Annotated in this window: 9 protein-coding genes; 1 reads left to right on the top strand and 8 read right to left on the bottom strand. The window is 58.3% G+C overall.

Going from position 1 to position 14,818, the window contains the following annotated elements; all coding sequences use genetic code 11:
* The 4 genes from QZL67_RS08475 to QZL67_RS08460 form a co-directional block, all read right to left on the bottom strand.
* A partial coding sequence (locus QZL67_RS08475; protein ID WP_292920153.1) for an acyl-CoA dehydrogenase family protein occupies nt 1-1,125 on the bottom strand: 1,125 nt, incomplete at its 3' end.
* Between the two features lie 97 nt (nt 1,126-1,222).
* Entirely contained in the window at nt 1,223-2,674 is a 1,452-nt protein-coding gene (locus QZL67_RS08470) for a 4-hydroxyphenylacetate 3-hydroxylase family protein (RefSeq protein ID WP_022290295.1), read from the bottom strand.
* 158 nt (nt 2,675-2,832) lie between these two features.
* Nucleotides 2,833-6,363 (bottom strand): pyruvate:ferredoxin (flavodoxin) oxidoreductase, encoded by a 3,531-nt coding sequence (nifJ, locus tag QZL67_RS08465; protein ID WP_022290294.1) that lies wholly within the window; start codon nt 6,361-6,363, stop codon nt 2,833-2,835.
* Between the two features lie 536 nt (nt 6,364-6,899).
* Nucleotides 6,900-7,805 (bottom strand): AraC family transcriptional regulator, encoded by a 906-nt coding sequence (locus QZL67_RS08460; protein ID WP_292920151.1) that lies wholly within the window; start codon nt 7,803-7,805, stop codon nt 6,900-6,902.
* Between the two features lie 543 nt (nt 7,806-8,348).
* Between QZL67_RS08460 and QZL67_RS08455 the strand changes: the two genes are divergently transcribed.
* Nucleotides 8,349-9,071 (top strand): FadR/GntR family transcriptional regulator, encoded by a 723-nt coding sequence (locus QZL67_RS08455; protein WP_022290292.1) that lies wholly within the window; start codon nt 8,349-8,351, stop codon nt 9,069-9,071.
* A 97-nt stretch (nt 9,072-9,168) separates the two neighbouring features.
* Here QZL67_RS08455 and QZL67_RS08450 read toward each other — a convergent pair whose 3' ends face one another.
* The 4 genes from QZL67_RS08450 to QZL67_RS08435 form a co-directional block, all read right to left on the bottom strand.
* Nucleotides 9,169-10,062: a dihydrodipicolinate synthase family protein gene (locus QZL67_RS08450; protein ID WP_022290291.1), complete on the bottom strand. Its 894-nt coding sequence runs from the start codon at nt 10,060-10,062 to the stop codon at nt 9,169-9,171.
* Between the two features lie 18 nt (nt 10,063-10,080).
* Nucleotides 10,081-11,802, bottom strand: a complete 1,722-nt coding sequence (gene ilvD / locus QZL67_RS08445; protein WP_022290290.1) for a dihydroxy-acid dehydratase — start codon at nt 11,800-11,802, stop codon at nt 10,081-10,083.
* Nucleotides 11,803-12,012: 210 nt separating this feature from the next.
* The gene (locus tag QZL67_RS08440) at nt 12,013-13,422 is read right to left on the bottom strand and encodes a GntP family permease (protein WP_022290289.1); all 1,410 of its coding nucleotides are present in this window, start codon (nt 13,420-13,422) and stop codon (nt 12,013-12,015) included.
* A 588-nt stretch (nt 13,423-14,010) separates the two neighbouring features.
* Entirely contained in the window at nt 14,011-14,817 is an 807-nt protein-coding gene (locus tag QZL67_RS08435; protein ID WP_022290288.1) for an alpha/beta hydrolase family protein, read from the bottom strand.
* Nucleotide 14,818 lies beyond the last annotated feature (1 nt).

The following is a 14,818-nucleotide window of genomic DNA, read 5'->3' as shown; positions in this document are numbered from 1 at the left end:
GTTGGCGGAGATGACGATGCGCTGGATCTCAGAAGTGCCCTCGTAGATCTCGGTAATCTTGGCATCGCGCATCATGCGCTCCATGGGATAGTCGTTGGTATAGCCGTAGCCGCCGAACATCTGCAGCGCCTTGGTGGTCACCCACATGGCGGTCTCAGAGGCGGAGAGCTTGGCCATAGCGGCCTGCTTGGTGCAGCGGGCACCGGACTCCTTCACACTGGCAGCCTGATAGGTCAGCAGGCGGGCAGCCTCAATGCGCATAGCCATGTCGGCAAAGGTGAACTGGGTGTTCTGGAACTTGGAAATGGGCTTGCCGAACTGGACGCGGCCCTTGGTGTAGGCGATGGCCTCTTCCAGAGCGCCCTCTGCAATGCCCAGAGACTGGGCAGCAATGCCGATCCGGCCGGTGTCCAGGGTCTGCATGCAGATCTTGAAGCCGGCTCCCTCCTTGCCCAGCAGGTTCTCCTTGGGCACGATCATGTCGGTAAAGACGATCTCGGAGGTGTGGACGCCGTGCAGGCCCATCTTGTCCTCCACCTTGCCGATGGAGAAGCCGGGAAAGCTGCTCTCGATGATGAAAGCGGACAGCCCCTTGTTGCCCTTGGTCTTGTCGGTCATGGCAAAGATCACGAACACGCCGGCCTCGGGGCCGTTGGTGATGAAGATCTTGGAGCCGTTGATCACGTAGTGGTCGCCCTCCAGACGGGCCTCCGTCTGGCTCTTGGAGGCATCGGAACCGGCATTGGGCTCGGTGATGCCCATGCCGCCCAGCACACCGCCCTTGGTAAGCATGGGCAGGTATTTGCGCTTTTGCTCCTCGGTACCGTGTTCCACGATGGGCACGCAGCACAGCGTGTGGCCCGCCACGATGTCACTGGTGGAGGCGCAGGCCTTGGCCAGCTCCTCGGTGCAGATGGCGGCAGCCACCTGATCGGCGCCCATGCCGCCGTACTCCTTGGGCACGGTCATGCCCATGACGCCCAGCTGGAAGAGCTTGGCCACGTTCTCGGCGGGATACTGATGGGTACGGTCGATCTCCGCAGCGATGGGCTTGACCTCGTTTTCCGTGAAGGAGCGCATCATCTTCTGAACCAGAGCCTGTTCACGCGTGAGAGAAAAATCCATAGTTTCTTCCTTCCTTTTCTGCATGATTCTTCCGGCACGGCCCCGCGCCTCTGACCAGGCGCTTACCGGAACCGGCTATTGTCTTCAAACCGGAGGATTACTCCTCGCTGTGACCTACACCGGCGATATGGGCGGCGAACTTCTTTTTCTGCTCCAGGCCGGAGAGCTTGGAGTACATGACCTTCTGGGCCTGGGGCGAACCAGCACCGTGCATGGACTCCACCAGAGCGGTGCCGCCGGTCATATTCTCCAGCAGACGGCCCACCCGCATACGGTCCTCGGTGGGAACGCCGTCCACGCCACGCAGATACTTTTCCACCCACTTGCCGATCTCGGGGTTACGCAGATCCGCCTCAGAGGGCATGGTGGCAATGATGCCGCCGCTGATGTCCTGAGCCAGGCGGTCGATGTCATAGATGAGCTTGGTGACATTGTGTTTGCAGACATTGGCCATCAGCCGGTCCACAAAGTAGGCTCCGGAGGGGGTGGGGCCGCCCATGGCCGCGGCAGCCACGGCGCAGGCGTACAGCGTCTCGGTCATGTGCATCATCTCGTTGAGCTTGTCCTTGATATGACTTGCCTTGCTGGTTCCCTGATAATCGGCCCACAGCGCGGCAGCGCCGATGACCACGTCGCTGACGCCGCCCTTGCAGCCGCCGTAGTTGGAGCGGTGATAGCAGGCAAAGCGCTCTACCAGGAGACCGGAGAACTGGTACTCCCCGCACATGAACACATACTCCCAGGGCACGAACACATTGTCCAGCACCGTCAGGCACTCGCCGCCCACAATGCCGTAATTGGCGTTGCCCTGGTCAATGGCTCCCTCACACTTGCGGTCGTCGTTGGTCTGGCGGCCGAAGATGTGGGTCACACCGGGGGCATCCACGGGGATGGCGCAGGAGACGGCATACTCCGCCTCATTCTCCTTCATGCCCATGGTGGGCATGATCAGCATCCAGTGGGAGTTGACCATGCCGGTCATGTGGGCCTTGGCACCCCGGATAACGATGCCGTCGGCCCGCTTTTCCACCACGTGGACGAACATGTCCGGGTCCGCCTGCTGGCTGGGGCGCAGGCTGCGGTCGCCCTTCACATCCGTCATGGCGCCGGCCACCATCCAGTCGTTGTCCTGGACCTGGATCAAAAACTTCTTAAACCGCTCGTGGTAGTTCGTCCCCAGCGCCTGGTCACACTCGTAGGTAACGGTATAGGTGGCGTTGAGAGCGTCAAAGCCCACGCAGCGCTGATAGCAGGTGCCGGTCTTCTGGGATATGGTGCGCAGCATCTTGGCCTTTTTCATCAAATCGTCCACGGACTGGTGGATGTGGGTGAAGCGGTTAATCTTGTGGCCGGTGAGGTGGGAAGTAGCGGTCATCAGGTCCGCATACTCCGGGTTGCTGGCCAGGGCGTAGGTCATGGCGGCGGAATTCACATGTCCCCGGATGAAGGGATGGTCAATCACGGAGGCGCTGTCCAGCAGCTCGCCCTTTACGTAGACTCTGATTTTCCGCTCCCGGAGGCTGTCTTTATATTCTTTTGCAGTCTTCATTCCAGATGTCCTCTCTATATCAAAATTCAATCATTGGAGCCCACCGGCACTCGCGGCAGATGGGCAGTGAACAGAGTTGCGGCTGCGCTGAAACCGGACCGGGCCGCTCCGGTACCAAAGTACCGGGGCGGCCGTTCCGAAGCAGCCTGAAAATGGGCTCAGTCCGGGTTCTCATTCAGCGCCGCATAAGAGGCGTAGCGCTCCTTGGCATCCTGCTGGGCCTGGGCAAAGACCTTCTTAGCCTCCTCGGGGAACTTGGCCTCCAGCGCGGCGAAGCGCCGCTCAGACCGGATGAAGTCCAGGTAATCCCCGGTGGGTTCCTTGGAATCCAGGACAAAGGGATTCTTGCCTTCCGCCTTCCGGGCGGGATTATAGCGGTACAGGTGCCAGTATCCGGCATCCACGGCCCGCTTCATCTCATTCTGGCAGTTGCCCATGCCGTGGGGGATGCCGTGAGCCGTGCAGGGCGCGTAGGCGATGACCACGGAGGGGCCGGGATAGGCCTCGGCCTCCCGGATGGCCTTGAGGGTCTGGTTGGGATCGGCCCCCATGGCCACCTGGGCCACATACACATAACCGTAGCTCATGAGCATCCTGCCCAGATCTTTCTTCTTGGTTCGTTTGCCGGAGGCGGCAAACTGGGCCACCGCACCGGCTGATGTGGCCTTGGAGGACTGGCCGCCGGTGTTGGAGTACACCTCGGTGTCCAGTACCAGCATGTTGATGTCCTTGCCGGAGGCCAGGACATGGTCCAGACCGCCGAAGCCGATATCGTAAGCCCAGCCGTCGCCGCCGAAGGCCCACACGGACTTCTTGCTGAGGAACTCCCGGTTCTGGAGCACCAGATCCCGGGCCTCCTTCGTCTCCTCCGTCTCGCATGCGGCGGACTCCAGCGCCTTTACCAGGGCGTCGGTAGCATCCCGGGATTCCTTGGCGTGCTCCCGGCTGGCGAGATACGCCTCGCACTCCGCCTGGGCAACGCCGGCGTCCCGCAGCAGTTCCACAGCGTCCACCAGCTCACTGTTGACGGTGTCATGGGCCTGGAGGAAGCCGAAGGCAAACTCGGCGTTATCCTCGAAGAGGGACTGCTCCCAGGGGGGACCGAAGCCCCGGTCATCCTTGCAGTAGGGCGTGGAGGGCAGGGAACCGCCGTGGGCCGCGGTGCAGCCGGAGGCATTGGCGATGTACATGTGATCGCCGAAGAGCTGGGTGACCAGCTTGATGTACGCGGTCTCGCCGCAGCCTGCGCAGGCGGGCGGGAACTCATAATAGGGCTTTTTGAACTGGCTGGCCTTGACGGTCTTGTCGCTGCCGGCGTCCTGCTTGACAGGCACCTGCTCCACACCGTAGGTCCAGTTTTCCGCCTCGCCCGCCTGGGACTCGGCGCTCTCCATGGTCAGGGCCTTGGTCTTGGCGGGGCAGACGTTGGCGCAGCAGCCGCAGCCCAGGCAGTCAAAGGGAGAGACCTGGATGCGGAAGGCGTACTTCTCCAGTCCCGGTCCCTTGGCGGGAACCGTTGCAAATCCCGCCGGTGCGGCGGTCTTTTCCTCTTCCGTCAGCAGTACGGGGCGGATGGCCGCGTGGGGGCAGACCAGGGAGCAGAGGTTGCACTGGATGCAGGCGGCAGGCTCCCACCGGGGAATCTGAATCGCATCCCGGCGCTTATCGTACTTGGAAGTGCCGCTGGGCCAGGTGCCGTCCACTGTGCCGAACTTCTGGAAGACGGACACCGGCAGGCTGTCTCCCTGCATCCGGTCCATGGGCTTGAAGACCTGCTCCAGGAAGTCTCCCTCCGCCGCGGGGGCGGCCTCTTCCACCGGCGCATTGAGCCAGCTGGCGGGGACTTCCACCTGATGCAGGGCCTGTACGCCCTCGTCCACGGCGGCGCAGTTCAGATCCACCACCTTCTGACCGGCCTTCACCAGGTAGGTTTTCTTGATAGCCTCCTTCATGGCGTCCATGGCCTGCTCCATGGAAATGATGCCGGCCAGCTTGAAGAACGCGGACTGGAGCACGGTGTTGGTCCGGTTGCCCAGTCCCAGCTTCATGGCGATGTGGGACGCGTCGATCAAATACAGCTTGGCCTTCTTCTCCGCAAGGCCCCGCTTGAGGTTGCCGGGCAGCTTCTCGTCTAGCTCCTCCGCGCTCCACTGGCAGTTGAGCAGGAAGGTCCCGCCAGGCTTGAGGTCCTTTGCCACGTCGAACTTGGTGAGGTAAGCGGGGTTATGGACTGCCACGAAATCCGCGGACTGGACCAGATAGGTGGCATGGATGGGCTGATCGCTGAAACGCAGGTGAGACTGGGTCACGCCGCCGGACTTCTTGGCGTCGTATGCGAAATAAGCCTGGGCATATTTCTCGGTCAGGTCCCCGATGATCTTGACGGAGTTCTTGTTGGCGCCCACGGTACCGTCGCCGCCGGTACCCCACAGCTTGCAGGCGATCTCATGGGGCTTGTCGATAGTCACCTCATGATAGGGCAGAGATGTATGGGTCACATCGTCCACGATGCCAATGGTGAAGTTTGTCTTGGGGGCGTCCTGGGAGAGGTTATCGTACACCGCCACGATCTGCCCCGGGGTGGTGTCCTTGCCGGCCAGACCGTACCGGCCGCCCACCACCGCAGAGAAGGAACGGCCGGAATCATCCAGCACGGCCTTCACGTCCAGATACAGCGGCTCGCCCACGGAGCCGGACTCTTTGGTGCGGTCCAGAACCGCCACTTTCTTCACGGTCTCCGGCAGCACGCTGAGGAAGTGCTTGGCGGAGAAGGGGCGGAACAGGTGGACGGAGATCATGCCCACCTTGCGGCCGCGGCAGTTGAGCTCATCCACCACCTCCCGCATGGTCTCGGTGACGGAACCCATGGCGACGGCCACCTCGGTGGCGTCCGGCGCGCCGTAATAATCGTAGAGCTTGTAGTTGCGGCCGGTGATCTTGTTGATCTCGTCCATGTAGTGCTGGACGATGTCGGGGATGGCCTCATAGTGGCCGTTGGAGGCCTCCCGGCCCTGGAAGAAGGTCTCAGTGCCGGCAGTGGTGCCCCGGGCGTGGGGATGCTCCGGGTTGAGGCTGTTGGCCCGGAAGGCCCTGATCTGGTCGTAATCCACCAGGGGACGAAGATCCTCATAGTCCAGAGCGTCGATCTTCTGCATCTCGTGGGAGGTGCGGAAGCCGTCAAAGAAATGCATGAAGGGGTGACGTGCCTTGATGGCAGAAAGGTGCGCCACCGCGCCCAGGTCCATCGACTCCTGAGGACAGGCGGAGGCCAGCATGGCAAAGCCGATGGACCGGCAGGTCATCACGTCGGAGTGGTCGCCGAAGATGGACCACATATTCTGGGCCACCGTGCGGGCGGAGACGTGGAACACCGCCGGCAGAAATTCACCTGCGATGCGGAACATGGGAGGGATCATCAGCAGCAGACCCTGGGCTGCCGTATAGGTGGCGGTCAGCGCGCCGGCCTGCAAAGAACCGTGGCAGGTGCCGGCGGCACCTGCTTCGGACTGCATCTCAATGACCTTGACCGGCTTTCCAAAGAGGTTCTTCTTGCCCTGAGACGCCCACTCATCCACGGATTCCGCCATCTGGGAAGAAGGGGTGATAGGATAGATGGCCGCAACCTCCGTAAATGCGTAAGAGGCGTAGGCCGCGGCGGTGTTTCCGTCCATGACCACTTTTTGTTTCATACTTTTCCCTCACTTTATTGAATTCAAGCTCCCCGGCCGCACCCCGTGGTCCGGCCGCCAATGCTGCGTTCTCCATGCGCCCGCCGCAACACGGGACGCGGATTTTTCAGGGCCGCCCGCCTCCCTCTCTGGAAAGGACGGAACGTAATCCCCGTGGAAAACTCACAACTCTACTATATCGTTTTCCACATGACGGGTCGATTGCCAAACCGGCGTAATTCTTCGAAAATCCATACCCGGTTCCCTGTAAAGCCCCATGGTTCGTTTGTCAGCCTGCACAGCCTTCTCTTCCCTTTTCTCCGGAAAAATCGGCGTTTTTCCGATTTGGAACAGGTGGATATTTCTGTTTGGTAAAAATCCGGCTCGTGAAATTGCACAAAGAAATTTTCTTCTGATTTTTGATTTTCAGCTTTCGATTTTTGATTTTTTCCGTGCTCAATCCCACAAATACACCATCCATTCTCTTGCCGGACAATCCGGGCAGGAAATGGCCTCACGTATATAAAACGCAACGTTTTCCACTTTTTACGGGAACTTCAGGGAATCTCCTGTTCCGCTTTTTCCGGGCCGCGGATTTCCCGCGCATAACGCTCCGGACTCACTCCGGCCAGGCGCTTGAACGTATTATAAAAGGTACTGTAATTCTGGTACCCCACTTGCAGGGCAATCTCCGTCATGGGGATATCCCGGGACATCAGCAGCTTTGCTGTGTTGATGCGCTTTTCGTCTATGTAGGTCTTCAGCGGACTTCTGGTAATATTTTTGAAAGTGCGGGAGAGATAGGTGGGGTTATAATTGGTCACCAGGCCCAAAGTCTTCAGGCTCAAGTCCTCCCCAATATGCAGATTGATATAGTTGACCAGCTCACACACCAGGGTATCCTGCCGGGTGATGGTGGCACCGGTGCCGTTGATCCGCAGGAAATCGTCCTGCAGATAGGCCAGCATCTGATGGAGGATGGCCTGATGGAATACCCGCTGTCCACGCTCCACCGGGCAGTTTTGGAACTGCTGAATCAGCTCCACATATTTGTGGATCGCCAGTGCCCCCAGATGCAACACCGGATAGCAGCTGCTGTTCCGGCTGAAGATCTGAAGCAGATTGTCATCCTTGGTGGAACAGGCCATCACAAAGCCGAAGGAAAGCCCCACGCTGAAGCGCATATGGGATTCGTTCCGGTCACACAGCAGCCGATGCTCGTCCATCATATCGCAGATCAGAACATCTCCAAACTCCACCGGATACTCTTTTCCGGCCACCTGGTACCGGATCGGCTCCTCGCCCAGATAAATCACAAATTCAAAGAAATCGTGAATATGCAGAAAGCCTGCAATATTCTGTCCGCTCTGATAAAAAACAGCATCATATCCATATTGGTCCGTGTTGTTGGAAAAGCGCACCGCGTTTCCCATCGGCTCTGCACCTGTTAAAAACTGTGACACTGCACACCCTCCATGGAGTCGGCCGCTCCGGCACAGCCGACTGTATTTTCAGACAAAATCCGCAAGATTTTCCCCGTAAAAGTTTACTATTTCATCATACCATGGACATTTTCCAAACGCAAGCACACGGGGCGTCCGGCCTCAGTGCAGAATCACCCCGCCGGTTTCCCTGGCTACCTGTCATACAAGTAACTGCAACAAGCTCCTTTTCTTTTTTCAGGAGGTGCTCGCTCAAATTACAGGACTAATATACCAGTTTTCGAGGTATCTTTCAAGAATTCCCTGTGAATCATGTCCAAATGGAAAAGGCAGCAGCTATTGTAACTCTTGCATTTTCTTTTACAATCAACAGCCAAATACCCCTCTTTTCTTGTATTTTTTTGAATTCAGATCAGAAATTCAACGTTTCTGTGGATTCAGCAGAAATTCCGGTCTCTTTTTGTACGATCTATCCAGCTGTTTATTTGTCATACGAGTCTTGAATTTCCGCCTTCCAGCAGGTATAGTAAAATTGGTAGAGTTTACAAAAGGGAGGAACCTTGCATGGCACTTCACCCGGTCAGCCGTATCAAACTGTCCACACAAATCGAAAACCAACTCAAAGATCAGATCCTGACCGGGAAATGGAAACCCGGGGAACGCCTCCCCTCAGAAAATGAGCTGGCGGAAATTTTTCAGGTGAGCCGCGTTTCCATCCGGCAGGCGCTGCAGTCTCTGTCCGCCCAGGGCCTGATTGAAACCCGCGTCGGTGACGGATCGTTCATCAGCCAGCCCAGCATCGGCACTTTTATGCAGGATCTGATTCCGGACGTGTATCTGGCCGATGACTCCCTGCGTGCGGTGCTGGAATTCCGCCGTGTGTTTGAAGGACCGGTTGCAGAACTGGCTGCCACCCGCGCCACGGATGAGCAGATCTCCCATCTGGCGATTTTGTATCACCAGATGCTGGAAACCGCAAACGATGTGGACCGGAACTCCTATTATGACCTCTCTTTCCACATGCTCATCGGAGAGATGACCGGAAATCCCATGATCATCGGGGTCTATCGGATTTTGAACAATGTGCTGCGCAGCAGCTGGCACGAAATGACTGCAATCAAGGGCCCCAAGACAGGCTTTTTCTATCACGAGCGGCTGCTCAGCGCCTTCCGGCAAAGAGACCCCAAGCTCTGCCGGGAAATCATGGAGGAACACGTCACCAACAGCTGGCTTTTGTTCTTTGGCGACGGAGAGCAGGCGGATTCTTCCCTGTCCTCTCCTTCTTAACAAATCCGATGGTGCCGGTCATCCCGCCGCCATCGCCCCATCACACAAAACGGGAGCCCGTTCCTCAATCGGAACGGGCTCCCGTTTTGAATTGTGCTCAGTGGATTCCCTCATGGGCCAGCAATGCAGAAATTCTTGCGTCATCCTCCACTGTGGCGTTTGGCATGGGGAACGTGCCGGTGCTGCTGGCAGCAATGCCCCGCATCTTGCAGGCCTCTTTCAAAACCGGCAGGAAGGGGTCCCGGATGGTATACAGGTCCATCAGGCGGTCAATGGCCTGCTGGCCCCTGGCGATTCCCTCCAGATCGTTGTCCCGGAAGGCCTTCACCCAGGCGGCGCACACCTCCGGCACCACATTGCTCAGTGCCGCGATGCAGCCGTCGCCGCCGGCCAGGATGTTATGGGCAAAGTTGTCGTCATAGCCGGAGTAGATCTCGAAAGTCGGAATCTGGGATTTGACTGTCTTGATCAGCTCACGGGTGTGGCTCATGTCCACCGTGGTATCTTTGATGCCCACGATGTTGCTGTGCATAGTGGCCAGCTGCAGCACGGTCTCCGGCTGGATGGACGTACCGGTGTTGGCCGGGAAATTATAAATGTAGATCGGGCCATGGATCTCCCGGGCCAGACGGTCATAGTACTGCAAAAGCGCCTCCGCGCCAAAGCGGAAGTAGTAGGGCGGCAGGATCATCACCGCGTCCGCCCCCTGCTCCAGGCAGTAGTTGGAAAACTCCGTGATCTCACTGGCTACCATACTGCTGGTACCGATGATCAGCTTGACCCGGTGGTCCACCCGCTCAATGGCAAATCGTGCCATCTCCCGGCGTTCCTCCATGGGCATGGCGAAAAATTCACTGGAGCTTCCCTCCACGAGAATCCCGTCAATTCCCTTTTCGATCAGGTTGTCAAACAGTTTTCCCTGACTCTCCAGATCCAGCGTTCCGTCTTTTCGGAACAGCGTGATGGCCGGTGCCAGATATGCTGCGTTCATCCGGTCGCTCCTTTCCGGTTATTCCAGTCCGGCGCCCTTCATGGCGGAGAGAGCGTGGTCAGTGTAGAGCTTGTAGAAGCCCTTGCGGGGCTCACGAGGCAGAATTCCCTTCTCAGCGCGCTTGGCCAACTCCGCCGTGGCCTCTTCCACTGTGCAGGGCACGCCGTGGATACCCGTCATGTTGATGGTGCGGTCCTTGACGCTGTAGGAGATCAAATCGCCTTCCTCCAGGAATGCGATGGGGCCGCCGGCAGCAGCTTCGGGGCTGACGTGGCCGATGGCAGCGCCGCGGGTGGCACCGGAGAAGCGGCCGTCGGTAATCAGGGCCACGGAGCCGTTGATCCGCTCATCGCAGACGATGGCCTCGGTGGTCATCAGCATCTCGGGCATGCCGCAGCCGCGGGGGCCCTCATAGCGGATGATGATCACTTCGCCGGGATTGATCTTGTTCTCCACCACGGCGTCATGAGCATCCTCCTCGCAGTTGAACACCCGGGCCTTGGCATTGACCACTTCCCGCTGATTCATTGCGCAGGCGGAGTACTTCAGAACAGAGCCCTCGGGGGCGATGTTGCCCTTCAGAATGGCCACAGAGCCCTTTTCGGGGGCCTTCTCCACGGGGAAGATCACCTGATCCCGGGTCAGACCGTAGTTAGCGAGGTAACCCAGATTCCGATCGAACCAGTTGTCCTTGTGCAGATCCTCCAGATTCTCACCCAGGGTCTTGCCGGTGACAGTCATCACGTCCAGATCCAGCATATCCCGCAGCATCCACTGCACCATGGGGATACCGCCGGCAAACCAGAAGGACTCGGTCAGCTGTGTGCCGGAGGGATTGATGTTGCCCAGATGGGGCACCTGATGGTTGATCTCGTCAAAGAGCTCGATGGGCAGGTCATAGCCCAGCTCCCGGGCGATGGAAGGCAGGTGGATGGTGGCGTTGGTGGAACCACCGATGGCGCTGTGCACGATGATGGCGTTCTTGAACGCGGCAGGCGTCATGATCTTGCTGGCGGTGATGTTCTTTTCCACCAGCTCCATGATCTTGCGGCCGGCATAACGGGCGTACTGGATGATATCCCGCATGGTTGCCGGTGCCAGGGCAGCGCCGGGCAGCGTCATGCCCAGGGCCTCCGCGATGCACTGCATGGTGGAAGCGGTGCCCAGGAAGGTGCACGCACCCACGGACGGGCAGCCGGTCAGCTTATAGTCCCGCACTTCCTGGGGCGTGATGGCGTCCTTGCGCTTCTGGCGCAGGGAGATGTCGCCCGCCACTAGAGACGTGGTCATGTTAGGACCCGGCCGCATGGAACCGCCCGGCATAAAGATGGTGGGGATATCCATCCGGGCCGCAGCCTTCAGGTGGGCGGGAATGGACTTGTCGCAGCTGGACATGAGGATCATGCCGTCCCAGGGCACTGCGGAGGCATGCACCTCCACCATGTTGGCCAGAGCCTCCCGGGAGGCCAGCACCACGTTCATGCCGTCATGGCCCTGCGCGCAGCCGTCGCAGATATCCGTGGCATAGTACTTGGCGGGCTTGCCGCCCTTTTCGTACACACCGTAAACCGCCTGCTCCACCAGCTGATTCAGGTGCCAGCTGCCGGGATGAGAGTCGCCGTACACGCTCTCCACCATGATCTGCGGCTTTTCGATGTCCGTGTCGTCCCAGCCCGTGCCCATTTCCAGAGCGTCGAACTGTGCCCACAGCATCCGATCGTCATGACTTTTCTGCATCATTGTTTTTTCTCCTTTTTGTCCATAGTCGCTGTTTGGAGGGTTGCCCGTCCGTCGGTTTTCCGCCTCAGACGGTTCATTCACGCACCGGAGCCGGCGCGAAAATTTCAGGGAAGGGGCCACCGCCGCTGCCACGTACGGCACCAACGGTGGCCCCTATTTTATGTACGCTTACATGCGCTCAGGCTGCAGCCGCAGTCCTGATCCGCGTTTTTACATCACACCGATGGTGATGAAGATCGCACCCACGATACCGGCAATCACACCGGCAACGCCGCCGACCAGCGTGTTGTACTTGAAGGTACGGGTCATATCCATGTTGAACATGGACTGGCTGACCCACCAGCCGGAGTCGTTGACGTGAGAGACAATCATGGTGCCGGCACCGATCATGACCGCGCAGGCCACGGGGGAGATGCCCAGGGAATCCAGCATGGGCAGGCACAGGCCAGCGGCCGTCATGCCAGCGGTGGTACGGGAACCAACGGCGCACTCCATAACGGCACCGATGACGAAGGGAACCAGCAGTCCGGGGAAGCCGGTGGCCGCGACCACGTCGCCCAGCTCGCCAGCAGCGGGAGCGTCCTTAATGATCTGTGCGAAGCCGCCGCCGAAACCGGTGACAATCAGGGGGATCAGAGCAACTTCCAGAGCCTCGCTGACCCAGCCGTTGAACATCATGGTGAACAGGCTCTTCTCGTTCTTGCCGGAGGTGAGGTTGTAGTTGGCCAGAGCCTTGTCCTTGTGAGCCACAGCCAGCAGCCAGCCGAACACCACGCCCAGGAACATAGCGATGTTCCGGTTGCCCAGAGTATCCAGCAGTACGCGAACGGCGTCGCCCTCCGCCATGGTCATATCAGCAAAGGAGGCCAGGGCGATCAGGATCACGGGGACCAGGATGGGGGACATGGCGAAGAGCACGTTGGGGAGGTTATCTTCTTTGATCAGCAGATCATGGTAGTCATTGCTCTTGACCTCTTCCACACCTTCCACAAACTCCGGCTTGGGGGGATAATAATCCTTACCAGCCCACTTGCGCATCAGCAGCCAAGTGACGATGTAGGCGATGAAGGAGCAGACAATGCCCCACAGAATGACCAGGCCCAGGTCCGCGCCCAGCAGCACGGCAACCGCCAGGATACCGGGGGTGGGGGGCACCATGGAGTGGGTCAGATTCAGTGCCAGGATCGTGAAGGACGCCATCTGGCCCATGGGCTTATTCTGCCGCTTGGAGATGATGGCGCACAGAGGGGAGATCAGAACCGTGGTCACATCGCCGAACACGGGGATGGACATGATGTAGGCCGCCATACCGGTGGACAGCTCCAGGTTCTTGCCGTGGAAGAGCTTGATGAAGAAGTTCACCATGGACTTGGCAGCACCGGAATCCCGGATGGAGCAGGCGATGATGGAGCCGAAGATGATGGTCATGCCGATGCTGCCCAGCGTGCTGCCGAAGCCGTTGGCAATGGCCGTAATGGTGGTAACCGGGTTGTTGCCCAGGATGGAGCCGGCGATCATACTGCCGACAAACAGGGAAATGACGGGATGGATGTTCAGCTTGACGATCATGAAGATCAAGACCGCAATAGAAATGATAATTGCCAGAACAAATTGCGTCATAAACACACCTCCTAAAGAATCAGACACAAGCAGATCGTGGAACGGTATTCTTCAGGCCCCATGGAGCTGGAATCAAGCGGCGTCTCCCTCTCAGACACACGCTTCGCCGGTCCTGCAGCACAGTTCCGGCTCCATCCGCCAGCCGGCGGAAAAACACCTCCCTTTTTGTTTTCTTCTCCTGATGCGGCTGTAAATACCGAGGACGCAAGCGCGCCCGTCCAAAATCTTCTTTTATTATAACGTTCTTGTCCGCCGGGTGCGATATATAAAAAAGCGTTTTTATTTGAAATTCCTGCCGCCCAAATCCATCAATATTTTCAGGCACTTCGTCAAATCAAACAAACTCCGTTTTTTCCTCAAATCATCGGGTTTTTTGGCTGCTCAATTTTCTACTTTCCATAGTTTTCCCAAGGTAAGCCCAAATTCAGTTGTTTACTTTGTACAATTTTGTGGATGCGGATTTTTGATTTTCAGATTTTGATTTCCGACTTTTTCATGCAGCTATCTCGTATGACAAGTACTCAGGTTTTTCTAAAAAAACCCTGTCCACCCGTTGGGCGGACAGGGTTTGCGCCATTTTCGGCACCGTCAGATCAACTTGCAAAACTGGAGGGCTTCCGGCAGCATCCGGTCCCAAAAGACAAAATCATGAATCCCCGGACCCACCCGCAGCTCATGCTGGATGGAAGGACACTCTTGTGTTAAAAACGTGTCAAATTCCCGGCAGCCGGACAGCAGCGGGTCCTCATCTCCGCACATCTGAAGCAGGCGGGGCTTGGGGCAGCTGCGCATTTCCAGATCCCGCGCCAGTTTCCGCAGGCTGTATGCAGAGGTTTCATAGGATGCGTCATCTCCGAAAATCTCCTGGAAATTATCGTCGATCTCCGGCACCTCCGGAATTGCCAGTCCCTTGTCCGCATGTCCCCGGAGGCTGGTCTTTCCCATCCGGATGACGGAGGAGAGCCCGACGACCGTCCCATACTGTTCCGGGTGACTGAGGGCCGCCCGCAGGGCGCCGTAGCCGCCCATGGACATGCCGGCAATCATCGTCTCCTCCCGCTTTTCAGAGATGTGGAACCAGTTTTTCAAAATGCAGGGCAGCTCTTCCGTCAGATAAGTGCCATACCGATGGCTGTGGACTCCGTCCACATAGCAGCCCCGGCTGCCATTGGGCATTACCACGATGACATCGCTGTTTTGCAGATAATTTTCCAGACGGGTCAGGCGCAACCAACTGGTGTGGTCCTGACCATGACCGTGGAGCAGATACAAAACCGGATAAGGCTTTCCTTCCCGGGAGGTGCAGGGCACACCCCGGCGCTCCGGCAGCAGAACAGTGGCTTGGGTATTCATTGCCAGCTCATAAGAGTAAAAATCGAGATTTACGACCGCCATC

The sequence above is a fragment of the Oscillibacter sp. CAG:155 genome (assembly GCA_000436875.1).
In the GTDB taxonomy this organism is placed as follows: Bacteria; Bacillota; Clostridia; order Oscillospirales; family Oscillospiraceae; genus Oscillibacter.
The sequence above is the reverse complement of the archived record's forward strand: the minus strand, read 5'-3'. Positions and strand labels throughout refer to the sequence as shown.